Consider the following 14,721-nt stretch of genomic DNA (forward strand, 5'->3'; position numbering starts at 1 on the left):
GCCCTCCCGGCTGCTAGAGAACTGTCACCTATGTAAACGGTCCGTTCTGTTACCTATCTATCCGGGTCGGACACCCGCCGGGCATCTCCCCCACAGGTGGGGAGATTGGCTGGGCGCAACGACTCGCCCAAACAATCAGCGGCTCAGCTCGGCTTAACGTTCAAGATGCGGGAAGGTCATGCCACTTGTGATCTCCCCACCTGTGGGGGAGATGGCCGGCAGGCCAGAGGGGGGCCTGCTCGGCACGAGTCGGGTTGTAAATCAAACTTATTCGAACCGAAACGCCAACCGCTTGTTCGTCAGTCTCGACAGCTGCTGCAGGCGGCCGTCCAGGCGTTCGCCGGCGAAATCGCGATATTCGGGGGGCACGACGAATTCGAGGTCGAGGTCCGGGTTCGAGGATTTACGGAAGGTCAGATTTTTGACGATGCCGGGCATCGAGGCCGAGAAGAGGTAGACGACGCGCAGCATGCCGCCGAGCAGCTTGGCGCGCTCGATGAGCTGCGGCGTGGCGATCTGCGCCAGCGGGCCGGTGGCGCCATCGTCATGCAGGCCTTCGAAACGGTAATAGTTGGACAGCGCGATGAAAGCGCGGCCGGGATGGCTGATGCCGACGAAAGAAGAGTGGGCGATGACGTTCAGCGCCTGCAGGCCGCGATAGTCAGGATGGGCGCGCCAGCTGATATCGGCCAGCAGACAGGCGGCCTGACGGTAGCGACTTTCCTCGTCGGTTTCCTGGATGCCGAAAAGGGGCATCATGCGGCCGGTCCATTCCGCGAGCTCCCGGGCATGCTCCGGCGAACGCGCACGCAGGATCGCCAGTTCGCCGGCCGCGGCAAGCAGCGGATCCAGGCGGCGTTCGGACTCCGACAACAGCGAATAAAGATATCCCTCGCGCACACCCTGCGCCGAGAAGGAAATCACCGACGGCTTCATCGCGCTCAGGACTTCCTTCATGGCGATAGCGCCGAAGGGCAGCAGCGAACGACGGTGCTTGGAAACAACCTGCAGCGCCGGCTCCCGGGAATCGCGCGCGGTCAGCTGTTCGAGGAACAGCATCATCGCTTCGAAAGACACCTCATAACCCTGCATCATATGCAGCGGATAATGGGTGATTTCCATATGCAGCTTGGCAATGTTTCGCCAGGTGCCACCGACGGCGTAGAAGGTGCGGCCCTCGCCTTTCGACAACAGCTTTGCCGTCTTCAGTTGCTTGCGGGCAAAGGTCTGGGCCTTGGAGAGCGAACCGCCGGCATATTCCGACAGGCGCAGGCCGCCGAGCGGCAGCGTGATGCCCTTGCCGAACTCCTTGCCCTTGATATCGATCAGTTCCAGCGAGCCGCCGCCGAGATCGCCGGCAATGCCGTCAGGATTGTAGAAACCGCTGATGATGCCGAGCGAAGCGAATTTCGCCTCCTCCTCACCCGAGAGCACGCGGACCTTGCGGTTCAGGATGGTTTCTGCCTGATGAATGAAATCGGGACCGTTGCTTGCCTCGCGCGCGGCCGCCGTTGCCAGCACATACATGGTGGCGGCGCGCGCCTGGTCGGATAGAGCCTTGAAACGGTGCAGCGCCGCCAGAGCCCGCGCGACGCTGTCTTCATCCATCTTGCCGGTAAGGGCGACACCCTTGCCGAGGCCGCAGAGGACCTTTTCATTGAAGAGGACGGTGGGCGAACGGGACATGCCTTCGTAGACGACAAGACGAATCGAATTCGATCCAATATCGACGACGGAGACCGGGGCGATCCCCGGAAGGCGCCCCTGGGCTTCAGATTCAACCATTTAGGTCCAGTATTACTTGTTGTTGCGGCCTTCGAGCAGGCCGGCGATCAGCTTCGGCGCACTGGACTTCAGAGCTTCACCACGGCCTGACAGGCTCGGATTGGTCATGAAATACTGCTGCGCATTGAACGGTTCTTCGCCCCTGCGCACTTCCATGCGACGCGACGTACCGTCGGGCAATATCTCGTAGCTTTGTTGATTGTCAATCACGTTGCCGAGCATAATCTGTGACAAGACCTGCTCGTGGACGGTCGGATTTGTCAACGGAACCATGGTTTCGACACGGCGATCGAGGTTTCTCGGCATCATATCGGCCGAGCCGATATAAACCAGCGCCTTGTCGGACGGCAGGCCGTGGCCATTGCCGAAGCAGAAGATGCGGCTGTGTTCGAGGAAGCGGCCGACGATCGACTTGACGCGGATCTTTTCCGAAAGACCGGGCACCTGCGGACGCAGGCAGCAGATGCCGCGCACGACAAGATCGATCTCGACGCCGGCATGGCTGGCGCGATAGAGCGCGTCGATGATGTCGGGATCGACAAGCGAATTCATCTTCATCCAGATCGCCGCCGGCGCACCGTTCCTGGCGTGCTGGACCTCTTCCTCGATGTGACGCAGGATGCGCGAGCGCATCGTATAGGGCGAGATCGCGAGCTGCATGCCCTGTTCCGGCTCGCCGTAGCCGGTGATGAAGTTGAAGATGTTCGCCATGTCGTGGGCGATGACGGGATTGCAGGTGAAGTAGGAGAGATCGGTATAGATCTTCGCGGTGATCGGGTGATAGTTGCCGGTGCCGAGATGGCAATAGGTGCGCAGTTTGCCATCCTCGCGACGGACGACCAGCGACATCTTGGCGTGGGTCTTGAGCTCGATGAAGCCGAAGACGACCTGGACGCCGGCACGTTCGAGGTCGCGCGCCCAGCGGATGTTCGCCTCTTCGTCGAAGCGGGCCTTGAGTTCGACCAGCGCCGTCACCGACTTGCCGGCTTCGGCGGCATCAATCAGCGCGCGAACGATCGGGCTGTCGTTGGAGGTGCGGTAAAGCGTCTGCTTTATCGCCAGGACGTCAGGATCGCGCGCAGCCTGTAGAAGAAACTGGACCACCACGTCGAAAGATTCGTAGGGGTGATGGACGACCATGTCCTTTTCGCGGATGGCGGCGAAGCAATCGCCGGCGTGCTCGCGGACGCGCTCGGGAAATCGCGCATTGTAGGGGGCAAAGCGCAGATCGTCGCGCGGCGCCTTGGTGATCTCCGACAGCGTGTTCAGCGCCAGAAGACCCGGCAGAACGGCGACGCGGTTATCGGGGATGCTCAGCGCCTGGACGACGAACTGGCGCAGCGACGCCGGCATTTCCGAATCGGTCTCGATGCGGATAACCTTGCCGCGCCGGCGGCGTTTCAGCGCCGTTTCGAAGAAGCGGACGAGATCCTCGGCCTCTTCCTCGACTTCGATATCGCTGTCGCGGATGACGCGGAACGTACCGGAGCCCTGCACCTCGTAACCCGGGTAGAGCCGATGGATGAAGATGTTGGCGACATCTTCCAGCGTGATGTAGCGGATGGTGTTTCCATCATCCGGCAGGCGGACGAAGCGGTCGAGCGCCACCGGCAGGCGCAGCAGCGCCGTCATCGGCTCGCGGCCGTTCTTGCTGACGAGCTGCAGGCCGATCGAAAAGCCGAGATTCGGAATGAAGGGGAACGGATGGGCGGGATCGATCGACAGCGGCGTCAGCACCGGGAAGATCGCCTGTTCGAATTCGGCGGCCAGCCACTGGCGGTCGCCCTCGCTCAGGGCGCCGGGGCGCACGATCAGGATGTCTTCCTTGGCGAGATATTGTTGCAGCACAGCGAGCGAGGCCTGCTGCTCCATCTGCAGATGGTCGATCTCCTGCAGGATCGAATCGAGCTGCTCGGCCGGCGTCTTGCCGTCGGGGCTGCGGATGGCGATGTTCTGGCGTACCTGGCCTTCGAGGCCGGCGACACGCACCATGAAGAACTCGTCGAGGTTGGCGGCCGAGATCGACAGGAAGCGGACACGCTCGAGCAGCGGATGCTCGGTATTCAGCGTTTCTTCCAGGACACGGCGGTTGAACTGCAGCCAGGAGAATTCTCGGTTGATGAAGCGCTCGGGGCTCTTGAGCAGCTCTTCCAGCGGGGGGGTGTTGTCGTTGATTTCCGGAGTGAGTTCCTGATGTTCTGCGACTGCGCTATCCATGGTCCGCTTACCCCGTTTTCAATCGCCAAAGGCAATTATATCAGTTTGACGACGGAACTGTGACAGTCAATCGGCCGGTTCCGAATTTCCCAATTCATTCAATACTTCGGCAGCAAGAGACCGGGTAATTTTCGTGCCCCGCGACAGGGCCAGCCGGTCAAGCCTTTCGACGATTGTCTGGGCCGCGTTCAGCGACCGCTCCATCCGGTTCACGATATAAAGCACGAGTTTGTCATCTATATAAAGCTGCCGGTCGGCGAAGAGCTTGACGATCACCTGCGACAACAGCGCCTCATCGGGTTCGCCGATCTCGACGACGGTTGCCGCTTTCAGGCGCGAGCGCAGATCGGGCAGCGAAACCGGCCACGACATCGGCCAGAGACGGCTGGTGATCAACAGACTGGTGCCGTTTTCGCGGACGCTGTTGATGACGTGAAAGAGCGCATTGTCGTCGAAGCCGAGGCGGTCGGCGTCCTCGAACAGCACCGGGCCGGCGGCAGCTGCAACCGCCGCGTCCGAGCCAGGCTCGGGGTGGATGTCGACGGCGCCGCTCAATTCCCGCCAGATGCGGGCGAGATGCGATTTTCCCGAGCCGACGGGGCCGGCGAGCACGACCACCGGCGATGGCCATGCCGGCCAGGCATCGACGATCGAAACGGCGGCGGCGAGACGCTCCGAGATCAGGAGGTCGTCGCGCCCGCTTGCGGCATCGTGCGAAAAGACCAGCGGCAGTTGCTCTCCGGCCTTGCGCTTCGGATCAGCGTTTTTCACGTCATTCATTGGGAACTGATTTCGTCTTCCTGGCGCGGCCACTGAGCGATCCGCCAAAATAAAGATCGCTCTGAAGGTAGCGTGAAAGCGCGAAGCGAACAAGGACGCCAACGGCGGCGGCGGCCGGCACGGCAACCAGAAGTCCGACGAAACCGAAGAGCGCGCCGAAGGCAAAGAGGGCGAACATCAGCCAGACCGGATGCAGGCCGACGCTGGAGCCGACGAGCTTCGGCTGCAGAATGTTGCCTTCCAGGAACTGACCGCTGAAGAAGACGACGAGCACCAGGCCGATCCACGGATAATCGGGCCAGAACTGCACAAGCGCCACGCCGACGGCGAGAACGAGGCCGACCAGCGAGCCGACATAGGGAATGAAGCTGATCATGCCGGCAAAGAGGCCGATCAGCAGGCCGAAATTCAGCCCGACGAGAGAGAGGCCGACGGCATAATAAATGCCGAGGATGAGGCAGAGCGAGCCTTGGCCGCGGATGAAGCCGGCAATCGCCTGATCGATCTCCTTGGCGATCTGGCGGACATCGCTGACATAATCGCGCGGGATCCATTGGTCGACCTTGGCAACCATGCGGTCCCAATCAAGCAGGATGTAGAAGGCGACGACGGGCGTGACGACGAGCAGCGATATGACGTCGACGATCGCCTTGCCGGAATTCCAGATCTGCGCAAAGAGCCCGGTGAGGAAGCCCATGCCCTCCGACAGGATGCCCGAGAGATTGTCCTTGATCGTGCCCACCTGGTTCTCAACCCAGTCCGGCAGCAGCGAATTCTGCGCGTGCGCGATGAACTGCTGTAATTGGCTGATATAACCCGGCAGACGTTGAGCGAAGTCGTTGAACTGGCTGATCAGCACCGGAATGAGGATCATCAGCGCCAGCGCGAAGACGATCACGAATGCGACGAGAATGCCGATGGTCGCCATCATGCGGCTCAGTCCCAGCCGCTGCAACCTGTCTGCCACCGGATCCAGGAAATAGGCGATCGCCATGCCGGCGACGAAAGGCAGCAGGATCGAGCTGAAGACATAGAGAAAGACGATGAAGAAGACGAGCACCACCAGCCAGAAGAAAATCTGACGCTTGAGACTGTTGCCGCTGACTTGCTGTGGCATTGCTTCCCCGCTGATCGCTCGTCGCCGTCTGACGCCGCATCCGATCCGAAGCGGCCATTGAGCACATAGGATGCAGGCGCAAAGATGGTCAACCCTGTCGCGCCAAATCCCGGAAAGGCGGTAGGAAGACGCGGGAAATTGGGGGCTTTCGCCATGCAGCGCTTGCATAAAAGCCCCTGTCATGCAATTGCGACCGGCAGATGACGCGGCACGTTTGCCGCCGGAAATAGCCATCGGAGACCAGCATGAGCCAGTCTGGGAAAAACGGCCTGACATATAGCGATGCGGGCGTCGACATCGATGCCGGCAACCTGCTCGTCGAGAAGATCAAGCCGGCGGTGCGCTCGACCCGCCGTCCCGGCGCCGACGGCGAGATCGGCGGCTTCGGCGGGCTTTTCGATCTCAAGGCGGCAGGCTTTACCGATCCGGTTCTCGTCGCCGCCAATGACGGCGTCGGCACCAAGCTGAAGATTGCGATCGATGCCGACTATCACGACACCGTCGGCATCGACCTCGTCGCAATGTGCGTCAACGATCTCGTGGTACAGGGCGCCGAGCCGCTGTTCTTCCTCGATTATTTCGCGACCGGCAAGCTCGACCCCGACCAGGGCGCGGCCATCGTCGGCGGCATTGCCGCCGGCTGCCGTGAGGCCGGCTGCGCGCTGATCGGCGGCGAGACGGCCGAAATGCCCGGCATGTATTCCTCCGGCGACTACGACCTCGCGGGCTTTGCCGTCGGTGCTGCCGAACGCGGCAAGCTCCTGCCATCCGGCGATATTGCCGAGGGTGACATAATCCTCGGCCTTGCCTCCTCCGGCGTCCATTCCAACGGTTTCTCGCTGGTGCGCAAGATCGTCGAATTGTCCGGCCTCGATTGGGATGCACCGGCGCCGTTCACCGACGACAAGAAGCTTGGCGAAGCCCTGCTCGAGCCGACGCGTATCTATGTGAAGCCGCTTCTGAAGGCGATCCGCGAGACCGGCTCCATCAAGGCGCTGGCGCACATTACCGGCGGCGGCTTCCCGGAAAATATTCCGCGCGTGCTGCCGAAGCACCTGGCGGCCGAGATCGATCTTGCCGCCGTCAAAGTGCCGCCGGTGTTTTCATGGCTCGCCAAGACAGGCGGCGTCGAATCCAAGGAAATGCTGCGCACCTTCAACTGCGGCGTCGGCATGATCGCCGTCGTCGCCGGTGAGGATGTCGCGACGGTTTTCGCGGCACTCGAAGCCGAGGGCGAGACGGTTATCACGCTCGGCCGCATGATCGCCCGCGACGAGGGCGCTGCCGGCACGGTCTACAAGGGCACGCTTGCCCTATGAGCTCGCCGCGCAAACGCGCCGTCGTCTTCATATCAGGCAGCGGCTCCAACATGATGGCGCTGGTCGCGGCGGCGAAGGCAGCCGACTATCCGGCCGAGATCGTCGGCGTCATCTCCGACAAGACGGATGCCGGCGGGCTTGCCAAGGCTGCCGCCGAAGGAATCGCCACCTTTGCCTTTCCCCGCAAGGACTATGCCAGCAAGGATGCGCATGAGGCGGCGATCTTTTCGGCGCTCGATGAGCTTTCACCCGACATTCTCTGCCTGGCAGGCTATATGCGGCTGCTGACGCCGACCTTCATCCAGCGTTATGAAGGCCGGATGCTCAACATCCACCCTTCCCTGCTGCCGCTGTTTCCCGGCCTGCACACGCATCAGCGTGCGATCGACGCCGGCATGCGGATCGCCGGCTGCACCGTGCATTTCGTCACCGAAGGCATGGATGAGGGGCCGGTGATCGGCCAGGCGGCCGTGCCGGTTCTTTCCGGCGACACGGCCGAAAGCCTTGCCGCGCGTGTGCTCACCGTCGAACACCAGATCTATCCACAAGCCTTGCGGCTCTTTGCCGAAGGCCGTGTGACGATGGAAGACGGCAAGGCCGTCGGCGCGGAGGCCTCGACCGCTGTGCCCAAGGCTCAACTCATCTCGCTGATCGGCGACCGCATCTGAAGCGCATCGCCACGCGACGCGCTTCAGACTGGTGACAAACTCTTCTTTCGTGATGCTCGGGCTTGTCCCAATGCCGCGTGGATCGAATGGCTGCCCCTCATCCGGCTGCCGCCACCTTCTCCCCGTAAACGGGGCGAAGGGACCATGCCGCAACCTCTCGTATGGCACGTCCCCTCGCCCCGTTTACGGGGAGAGGGTTAGGGTGAGGGGCAGCCATCTCTCATTGTTTTATGCATATCTTCGTCCCAAAACCGCACTTTTGGGCGACATGCATCAAGCCGCCAGCGCCCTTAACGGATGCAACGTACCGTCGCTGTAGACGAAGTGGCCGGCGCGGAAGGTGGCGCGGATGCGGTTGATATCGCCCGGCTCGACCACGACCAGATCGGCGCGCTGGCCGATGGCGATCTCGCCACGATCCGACAGGCCGGCCGAGCGGGCAGCGTTGCCGGTCGCCATGGCAACGGCTGCCGGCAGGCCGCCTTCCACCATGTCGGCAAGCTTGAAGATGCCGAGCACGAAGGCTGCGGGATGATAATCGGCGGCGATGACGCTCAGCAGGCCGGCCTTCGCGGCATCGAGCGCGCTGAGATTGCCCGACATCGACTGGCCACGCAGTGCGTTCGGCGCGCCCATCAACGTCCAGAGGCCGCGACGGCGCGCCTCCTCCGCCGCAGGTGCGGTGACCGGAAACTCGCTGATGGTGACGCCAAGATCGTGCATCTCGGCGACCTTTTCGACGCTGTCGTCGTCATGGGAGGCAAGCGACAGCTTGTGCTTCAGCGACAGCGCGACGATCTCCTTCAGCTTGGCCTCGATGTCAGGATTGCTGCGCATGGCGATGCGCTTGGCGACGATCTCCGCCGCCGTTTCCTCGGAGACGGCGCGGCGCTCGGAAATGCTGAGGATGTAGCTCTGCAGGTTGTTGTACTGCCCCTGGCCGGGCGTGTGGTCGGTGAGCGAAACCATGTCGATCTGATCGGCATTCAGCAGGCGCTCGAGTGCCGCGGCTGCGCCGACATTGGTGATTTCGTAGCGGGCGTGGACACGGTGGTCGATCAGCAGATCGTCACGCAAGCGGTTGATGCCCTCGATCACCGCGGACGTCGTCTCCAGCGAGCGGACGTGGCCGTAGACGCTTTCGGTCGCGAAGGAGACGGCGGCAAACGCCGTGGTGACACCGGCGGCGGCAAGCTTCTTGTCGAGTTCGTGGATGCCGAAATCGATCGGCATCGTCGCATTCGGCCGCGGGGCGATCTCGCGCTCGATCATGTCGCCGTGCAGATCGACGAATCCCGGCATCAGCAGCCGTCCGCCGCCATTGATGACGGCACCGGCGACCGGCACCGGCCTGATCTCGGCGATGACGCCATCCTCAATACGCACGGAACCTTCGCTCACCACCTCGTTTGGGAGAACGAGGGTGAAATTGCTGAGCCACATGGGCTTTCTCCTGACCGCATCCGACGATTGACAAACCGCAGCGGATAGAACCGCTTCGTGACAGTCGTATGAAATTACGCGCCTTATCGTCTTAAAGCGGAAACTTGCGCTTTGGAAATGATCCGATGCGCCTGCCCCGCAGATTTCACCGGTCGCGATCCCGCGGAATGACCGCGATCAGCCCGTCAGCGTTGCCCTGTTCAACAGCGCCCATTGCAGAAGCACGATCGTCTTGACGTCGAATATTTCGCCGGTTTCGATCATCGCCGCAGCCTCGCCGAGCGGGATCTCGAGGACTTCGATATCCTCGTGTTCCTCGTCGAGACCGCCGCCTTCGGCGACGCGGTCGGCGGTGTCGACGAGGGCTGCGAAGAAATGCACGACTTCGGTGACGGCACCCGGCGAAGTATAGGATTTGAATAGGAAGCGCGCATCGCGCAGGTGGTATCCGGTCTCCTCCATCGCCTCGCGACGGATTGCCGCTTCGGGATGGTCGTCGTCGAGAAGGCCGGCCGGCACCTCGATTATCCAGGCGGGATCGCCGTTGAGATGAACGGCAAGACGGAACTGGCGGACGAGAACGACGAGGTCGCGCTTCGGATCATAAAGCAGGATGCAGGCGGCCGGTGTGCGGTGATAGACTTCCCGCTTCAACCGCTGGGTTGCGCCCCTGCGATCGATATAGTCGAGCAGATAGCTGCTCAACCGCGTCCATCCATTCGACAGGGTTTCTTCGCCGGCGATCTTCACGCGTGATTTTGGCTGCATCATACTGCGTCCCTGCGAAGCCAGACCTTGTTGTCGTGCACGGCTGCCCCGCCATAGGGCGCGACGGGGTCGGCGCCGGTCAAGACGTTGATGCCCTCGCCGTCGATATGCGCCTTGTTCGGCCAGAGCCCCTCGGCAATCAGCACGCCGGATTTCACTTCGGTGGTGATGCGGGCATGGATGCGCAGATCGCCGCGGCTGTTGCCGATGCGGACAAGATCGCCATGGACGATGCCGTTGGCTTCGGCATCGGCCGGATTGATCATCACTTCAGGGCGGCCCTCCTTCTGGCGAGAGGTCTTGGTCTCGGAGAAGCTCGAATTCAGGAAGTTGCGCGCCGGCGACGTGGCGAGACGGAAGGGATGCTCGGAATCGGCGACTTCGATGACATCGACCTGATCGGGGAAGGCCGGAAGCGCGGCGTGCGGCCCGAGCGCGCCGATCGCCGCCGGTGGCTTGTTCGGCGCCGGCTGATTGATCCAGTCCGGGCGGAAATGGAACTTGCCATCCGGATGGGCAAAGCCGTTCAGGTAATGCGCTTCCTCAAAAGCCGGCTGGCGGTCGAACCATTTGTGTTCGAGGAAATGGTCGTAGCCCGGCAGGCCGCTCGATTCGAGGATGCGGTCGACCATCTCGCGGGCGGTGAAGCCGAAGCCGGGGCGATCTGCGACGCCGAGGCGTTTGGCCAGTTCCTCGATGACGAAGAGATTGGTGCGCACGGTTGGCGGCGGCTCGACCAGCTTCGGCCCCAACAGGATATGGTTCTGGCCGCCGGCCCGGTAGATATCGTCATGCTCGACGAACATCGTCGCCGGAATGACGATATCGGCGATCTCAGCCGTTTCGGTCATGAATTGCTCATGGACGGCGACGAAGAGATCATCGCGGGCGAAGCCGCGTCTGACGAGGCGCTGCTCGGGCGCGATGTTTGCGGGATTGGTGTTCTGGATCAGCATCGCCGTGACAGGGCCGCGGTGGCGCAGCGCCACGGCATCGCCGGTCAGGACGCGGCCGATCTGCGACTGGTCGAGCATGCGGATATCGGCATCCTTCATCGACCGGCCGGTCAGTTCGGCACTGTTCATGCGGAAGATATCGCTGTTCGAATGGAAGGCGCCGCCGCCCTCATATTGCCAGGAACCGAGAACGGTAGCGATCGAGGCCGCCGCATGCATGGCGACCGCGCCGTTGCGCTGGCGGGTGAAGCCGTAACCCAGGCGGAAGAAGGTCTTCTTCGTCGTACCGACAAGGCTGGCGAAGGCTTCGATCTCCTCGACCGAAAGGCCGGTGACAGCGGCGGCCCATTGCGGCGTCTTGGTTTTCAAATGCGCTTCGAGACCGGCGGGATCATCGGCATATCTCGCCATATATTCGCGGTCGGCGTAACCGTCGCGGAAGGCGATGTGCATGACGGCGCAGGCGAGTGCGGCATCGGTGCCGGGCCTGACGATCAGCGCCATGTCGGCCTGCTTCATCGTCGGATTGTCGTAAATGTCGATGACGACGATCTTCGCGCCGCGCTCCTTGCGCGACTTGATGGCGTGCGTCATCACATTGACCTGCGTCGACACCGCATTGGTGCCCCAGATGACGACGCAATCGGTGCGGCCCATCTCGCGCGGATCGGGACCGCGCAGCGTGCCGGTCGCCATGGTAAAGCCGGTCCAGGCGGGATTGGTGCAGATCGAGGAGAAGAAGCCGGAGTAGCGTTTGGCATGACGCAGGCGATCGATCGAATCGCGCTGCACCCACCCCATGGTGCCCGCGTAAAAATACGGCCAGATCGCCTCGCTGCCGTCCCTTGCCTCGGACTTCACAAAGGCTTCGGCGATCTCATCCAGCGCATCGTCCCAGGAAATCTGCTGCCACTGCCCTCCCCCCTTGGCGCCGGCGCGGCGTAGGGGATGCATCAGGCGATCGGGATGGTAGAGCCGCTCGGCGTAACGGGCGACCTTGGCGCAAATGACGCCCGACGTGTAGGAATGGTCGTTCGCGCCGCGCACACGGCCGATGCGACCATCCTCCGATATCTCAACCTCCAGCGCGCAGGTGGAGGGACAGTCATGCGGACAGGCCGTGTGGCCTACCCTATTCTCCGGCTTGGATGATTTGGCGTGGATGGGGGTCGCAATGTTCATGGCATTTGTATATTCCAAGGCTTGCACGGCCAAAAGCCACAAAAATTCCCCATGACGCGAATTCATACGGACATCAGCAAAAATGAACTACCGCCACATCTATCACGCGGGCAACTTTGCCGATGTGCTGAAACATGTCGTGCTGACGCGGCTGATCCGCTACATGCAGAAGAAGGATGGCGGCTTCCGCGTGCTCGACACGCATGCCGGCATCGGGCTTTACGACCTCTCCTTGGAAGAAGCGCAGAAAACCGGCGAATGGCTCGATGGCATCGGCAAGCTGATGGAGGCAGACCTCGGCCCTCAGGTTTCTGAACTGCTGGAGCCCTACCTCTCGGCGATCCGCGAACTCAATCCGCAGGGCGGCATCCGCTTCTATCCCGGCTCGCCGAAACTTGCGCGCATGCTGTTCCGGCCGCAAGACCGCCTGTCGGCGATGGAACTGCATCCCGAAGATTATGTCAGGCTGCACCGGCTGTTCGAGGGCGATCACCACGCCCGCATCACCGAACTTGACGGCTGGCTGGCGCTCGGCGCGCATTTGCCGCCGAAGGAGAAGCGTGGCATCGTGCTCGTCGATCCGCCCTTCGAGGAGGAGGACGAATATCGGCGGTTGGCCGAGGGGCTGGAAAAGGCCTATCGGCGCTTTCCCAGCGGCACCTATTGCCTGTGGTATCCGCTGAAGAAGGGCGCGCCGATCAAGGAATTCCACGAGACCCTGCAGGCGCTCGATATCCCGAAGATGCTCTGCGCCGAACTTGCCGTTCGCAGCGACCGCGGCATTACTGGATTGACCGGCTCAGGCCTCGTCATCGTCAACCCGCCCTTTACGCTGAAGGACGAGTTGCACCAATTGCTGCCCGCATTGAAGGACCATCTGGCGCAAGACCGTTTCGCCTCGCACCGCGCCTTCTGGCTGCGCGGCGAGAACAAGGCGGTCAAGGACGATTGACCCGTTAAGCTGCTTGCGGAATAGTCCGCGCCGCAGCTCCACAATCTCATCAGGTGTTCCCCATGAAGCTCCTTTGTTCACCCGCCTCGCCCTATTCCAACAAGGTGCGGATGGCCGCGCATTTTCTGGGGCTGGAGCTGAACGCCATCCGGGTCGACACCAATACCGGACCGGCGATCCTGGTGGACAACAATCCGCTCGGCAAGATCCCGACGCTGCTGACCGATGACGGGATCTCGGTATACGACAGCGTGGCGATCATGCATTATCTCGACCGGCTGACGAAGGGCGGGCTCTACCCTTCCAAGAACGGCAAGCGCACGGATGCGGAAATCCTCGAGGCGCTCTGCGATGGCGTCTGCGACTGCCTGCTGGCGATCGTCTACGAGCGGCGCTTCCGCGACGAGGAAAAAATTCACCAGCCGTGGATCGACCGGCAATGGAAGAAGGCGACGAGCGGGCTCGCTCATCTCAGCGCCAATCCGCCGAAAACAGGCAAGAAGCTCAATGGCGGACATTTCGCGCTGGCCGCCACGCTCGACTATCTCGAGCTGCGCTTCAAGGACCAGTGGGAAGCCGATCATGCGCCGCTGATCGACTGGCTTGCCCAGTTCGAGAAGAAATTCCCTGCCCACCGCGAGCTCAAGTCTGAGGGTTGAGCTCCCGGAAACAACGAGATGACAGCAAAAAGCCGGGCGACGTGCCCGGCTTTTCCATGTTCGGATATTCGACCAGCTTAGAACTTGACGCCGATACCGAGCTTGACGCTGTTCTCGTCGTAACCGCGCGAGAAGCTGCCGGAGTCGAGGTCGTAATCCTTGCTCTGGTAGTCGGTGTAGCGATATTCGAGGCGCGTCGTGATGTTGTTGGTCACGAAGGCTTCGACGCCGGCGCCGACCGTATAGCCGAAGTTCGTCTTGCTTTCGTCCGAAGTGTCGTCGGAAACCTTGACGTCGCCGATGGCAAGACCGGCCGTGCCGTAGAGCAGGAAGGGGTTCATGTCGTAGCCGACGCGGCCACGGACGGAGCCGTTCCAGCCATACTTGTTCTCGACCCCGCCCGAGGAGACGTCGTCGCCGCTGTAGCCGAGATCGGATTCAACGCCGTAAACGATCTGGCCCTGCTGCCAGTTGTAGCCGGTGAAGACCTGGCCGCCGAAACCGTAGGTGTGGCGGTCGGAACCGAAGTCACCCATGTTATAGGTGCCGGCGCCGCCGAGGTAGAAGCCCTCCCAGTTGCCAGCCGGCTTGACCGGAGCTTCCTGGGCGACCGGTGCTTCCGGAACCTGGTCGACGGCATCGGCCGCCTGAGCTGCCGAGACGCCCGCAATTGCAAAAACGGAGGCCATGAGGCCAGCAATGAGTACACGCATACTTAGTCTCCTTTCAGTCCCGCGTCGCTTGATCACTGTCTATCAGTGAAGCATTGGCGGGATATTGCCAGATGTCCCTTCCGGATCGAGACTGAAATTGGAACTGAAATGCGGATTTGAAAGAGCCAAATTGTGATATCATTGTGGCTGCCGCATGGCCGA

Annotated in this window: 12 protein-coding genes; 4 read left to right on the forward strand and 8 right to left on the reverse strand. The window is 62.0% G+C overall.

The genetic code is table 11. The features are described 5' to 3' along the window. Nucleotides 1-267 precede the first annotated feature (267 nt). The 4 genes from ppx to V8P77_RS20750 form a co-directional block, all read right to left on the reverse strand. A complete protein-coding gene (gene ppx / locus V8P77_RS20735; protein WP_168258216.1) occupies nt 268-1,785 on the reverse strand; it encodes an exopolyphosphatase in 1,518 nt (505 codons plus the stop codon). Nucleotides 1,786-1,797: 12 nt separating this feature from the next. Then, on the reverse strand, nt 1,798-4,002 hold the full coding sequence (locus tag V8P77_RS20740; protein ID WP_077976173.1) for an RNA degradosome polyphosphate kinase: 2,205 nt from the start codon (nt 4,000-4,002) through the stop codon (nt 1,798-1,800). Nucleotides 4,003-4,068: 66 nt separating this feature from the next. Next, a complete protein-coding gene (gene hdaA, locus V8P77_RS20745) occupies nt 4,069-4,782 on the reverse strand; it encodes a DnaA regulatory inactivator HdaA (RefSeq protein WP_131622371.1) in 714 nt (237 codons plus the stop codon). Next, complete coding sequence (locus V8P77_RS20750) at nt 4,775-5,899, reverse strand: AI-2E family transporter (RefSeq protein WP_335914052.1); 1,125 nt, start codon at nt 5,897-5,899, stop codon at nt 4,775-4,777. The genes hdaA and V8P77_RS20750 overlap by 8 nt, the downstream gene beginning before the upstream one ends. Before the next feature lie 245 nt (nt 5,900-6,144). On the opposite strand from V8P77_RS20750, the gene purM reads away from it, so the two are divergent. Beyond that, entirely contained in the window at nt 6,145-7,218 is a 1,074-nt protein-coding gene (gene purM, locus V8P77_RS20755; RefSeq protein ID WP_335914053.1) for a phosphoribosylformylglycinamidine cyclo-ligase, read from the forward strand. Further along, nucleotides 7,215-7,886, forward strand: coding sequence for a phosphoribosylglycinamide formyltransferase (purN, locus tag V8P77_RS20760; RefSeq protein ID WP_335914054.1), 672 nt, complete (start codon nt 7,215-7,217; stop codon nt 7,884-7,886). Before purM ends, purN begins: the two co-directional genes overlap by 4 nt. A 273-nt stretch (nt 7,887-8,159) precedes the next feature. Here purN and V8P77_RS20765 read toward each other — a convergent pair whose 3' ends face one another. From V8P77_RS20765 to V8P77_RS20775, 3 genes are all read right to left on the reverse strand, one after another. Next, nucleotides 8,160-9,329 (reverse strand): alpha-D-ribose 1-methylphosphonate 5-triphosphate diphosphatase, encoded by a 1,170-nt coding sequence (locus V8P77_RS20765; protein WP_335914055.1) that lies wholly within the window; start codon nt 9,327-9,329, stop codon nt 8,160-8,162. A 177-nt stretch (nt 9,330-9,506) separates the two neighbouring features. Continuing rightward, on the reverse strand, nt 9,507-10,100 hold the full coding sequence (locus V8P77_RS20770; protein ID WP_335914056.1) for an NUDIX domain-containing protein: 594 nt from the start codon (nt 10,098-10,100) through the stop codon (nt 9,507-9,509). Continuing rightward, entirely contained in the window at nt 10,097-12,301 is a 2,205-nt protein-coding gene (locus tag V8P77_RS20775; RefSeq protein WP_335914057.1) for a molybdopterin-containing oxidoreductase family protein, read from the reverse strand. Before V8P77_RS20775 ends, V8P77_RS20770 begins: the two co-directional genes overlap by 4 nt. A gap of 16 nt (nt 12,302-12,317) precedes the next feature. Here V8P77_RS20775 and V8P77_RS20780 point away from each other — a divergent pair, with 16 nt between their 5' ends. Then, nucleotides 12,318-13,187: a 23S rRNA (adenine(2030)-N(6))-methyltransferase RlmJ gene (locus tag V8P77_RS20780; protein WP_335914058.1), complete on the forward strand. Its 870-nt coding sequence runs from the start codon at nt 12,318-12,320 to the stop codon at nt 13,185-13,187. A 62-nt stretch (nt 13,188-13,249) separates the two neighbouring features. Then, complete coding sequence (locus V8P77_RS20785) at nt 13,250-13,846, forward strand: glutathione S-transferase (RefSeq protein ID WP_335914059.1); 597 nt, start codon at nt 13,250-13,252, stop codon at nt 13,844-13,846. 77 nt (nt 13,847-13,923) lie between these two features. On the opposite strand, the gene V8P77_RS20790 is transcribed toward V8P77_RS20785, so the two are convergent. Then, nucleotides 13,924-14,559, reverse strand: a complete 636-nt coding sequence (locus V8P77_RS20790) for an outer membrane protein (protein ID WP_003547106.1) — start codon at nt 14,557-14,559, stop codon at nt 13,924-13,926. Nucleotides 14,560-14,721: the final 162 nt, after the last annotated feature.

Source organism: Rhizobium aouanii, assembly GCF_037002925.1.
Classification (GTDB): Bacteria; Pseudomonadota; Alphaproteobacteria; order Rhizobiales; family Rhizobiaceae; genus Rhizobium; species Rhizobium aouanii.